The sequence below is a fragment of the Methyloparacoccus murrellii genome, assembly GCF_054657115.1.
Genome location: NZ_BAAHXD010000096.1, coordinates 1 through 2,318, shown reverse-complemented (window position 1 = coordinate 2,318; position 2,318 = coordinate 1). Strand labels below are relative to the sequence as shown.

At 54.9% G+C, this 2,318-nt stretch carries 2 rRNA genes; both read left to right on the top strand.

Features of this window, described 5'->3' with window-relative positions:
* A 23S ribosomal RNA gene (locus ACYQ1H_RS15395) occupies positions 1-1,908 on the top strand; the annotation flags it as partial.
* 103 nt (positions 1,909-2,011) lie between these two features.
* Positions 2,012-2,124, top strand: a 5S ribosomal RNA gene (rrf, locus tag ACYQ1H_RS15390).
* Positions 2,125-2,318: the final 194 nt, after the last annotated feature.

The following is a 2,318-nucleotide window of genomic DNA, read 5'->3' as shown; positions in this document are numbered from 1 at the left end:
CCAGCTAAGGTCCCAAAATCATGGCTCAGTGGGAAACGATGTGGGAAGGCATAGACAGCCAGGAGGTTGGCTTAGAAGCAGCCATCCTTTAAAGAAAGCGTAATAGCTCACTGGTCGAGTCGGCCTGCGCGGAAGATTCAACGGGGCTAAGCCATGTACCGAAGCTGCGGACTTGCCTTTGGCAAGTGGTAGAGGAGCGTTCCGTACGCCTGTGAAGGTGGATCGAGAGGTCTGCTGGAGGTATCGGAAGTGCGAATGCTGACATGAGTAACGACAAAACGGGTGAAAAACCCGTTCGCCGAAAGCCCAAGGTTTCCTGCGCAACGCTAATCGGCGCAGGGTCAGTCGGCACCTAAGGCGAGGCCGAAAGGCGTAGTCGATGGAAAACCGGTTAATATTCCGGTACCAGCTGCAACTGCGATGGGGTGACGGAGAAGGCTAGGTCAGCCGGGTGTTGGATGTCCCGGTTTAAGCAGGTAGGCAGATTCCTTAGGCAAATCCGGGGAGTCAATGCCGAGATGTGATGACGGTGCTGAAGCAATTCAGCCGAAGTGATTGATGCCAAGCTTCCAAGAAAAACCTCTAAGCTTCAGGTTGCAGGTGGCCGTACCAAAACCGACACAGGTGGGCAGGATGAGAATTCCAAGGCGCTTGAGAGAACTCGGGTGAAGGAACTAGGCAAAATGGTACCGTAACTTCGGGAGAAGGTACGCCTCTGGTAGGTGAAGTCCCTCGCGGATGGAGCTGACGGAGGTTGCAATAAAATGGTGGCTGCGACTGTTTATTAAAAACACAGCACTCTGCAAACACGAAAGTGGACGTATAGGGTGTGACGCCTGCCCGGTGCCGGAAGGTTAATTGATGGGGTTAGCGCAAGCGAAGCTCTTGATCGAAGCCCCGGTAAACGGCGGCCGTAACTATAACGGTCCTAAGGTAGCGAAATTCCTTGTCGGGTAAGTTCCGACCTGCACGAATGGCGTAACGATGGCCACACTGTCTCCACCCGAGACTCAGTGAAATTGAAATCGCTGTGAAGATGCAGTGTACCCGCGGCTAGACGGAAAGACCCCGTGAACCTTTACTACAGCTTTACACTGGACTTTGAATCCGCTTGTGTAGGATAGGTGGGAGCCTGCGAAACCGGGACGCTAGTTCTGGTGGAGGCAACCTTGAAATACCACCCTGGCGAATTTGGAGTTCTAACCTAGGTCCGTGATCCGGATCGGGGACCGTGTATGGTGGGTAGTTTGACTGGGGCGGTCTCCTCCCAAAGTGTAACGGAGGAGCACGAAGGTGCGCTCAGCACGGTCGGAAATCGTGCAAAGAGTGTAAGGGCAAAAGCGCGCTTAACTGCGAGACCCACAAGTCGAGCAGGTACGAAAGTAGGTCCTAGTGATCCGGTGGTTCTGTATGGAAGGGCCATCGCTCAACGGATAAAAGGTACTCCGGGGATAACAGGCTGATACCGCCCAAGAGTTCATATCGACGGCGGTGTTTGGCACCTCGATGTCGGCTCATCACATCCTGGGGCTGTAGCCGGTCCCAAGGGTATGGCTGTTCGCCATTTAAAGTGGTACGCGAGCTGGGTTTAGAACGTCGTGAGACAGTTCGGTCCCTATCTGCCGTGGGCGTTGGAGATTTGAGGGAAGTTGCTCCTAGTACGAGAGGACCGGAGTGAACGAACCGCTGGTGTTCCGGTTGTGATGCCAATCGCATTGCCGGGTAGCTATGTTCGGACAGGATAACCGCTGAAAGCATCTAAGCGGGAAGCCCCTCCCAAGATGAGATCTCCCTGGGACCTCGAGTCCCCTGAAGGGCCGTTGAAGACTACGACGTTGATAGGCGGGGTGTGGAAGTTCAGTAATGGACGAAGCTAACCCGTACTAATTGCCCGTGAGGCTTGACCATATAACACCCAAACGGTGTGGGTGTTTGACACCAAACGCTGCCGTGTACGTTTTCAAGTGAAGAGCCATGATTGTGTGAACGATGGCTCGTTCCAACCAGTTTGCCTGGTGGCCAGAGCAAGCGGGAACCACCCGATCCCATCCCGACCTCGGAAGTGAAACCGCTTAGCGCCGATGATAGTGCAGATACCTGTGCGAAAGTAGGGAACTGCCAGGCTCCATATCCAAAAGCCCCCGTCCAGTCTCTGGCCGGGGGCTTTTCTTTGTCCCGACGTTTGTCACGATGGATGCTGCTCCATACCACCGCAACACAACGGGGACGCCCCCTACCCCCCCGCCGATATCCCCCGCAACCGACCATCCTCCAGACAATAACCCCGGTCCAACCGCCGTGCTAATTGTAGGTCATGC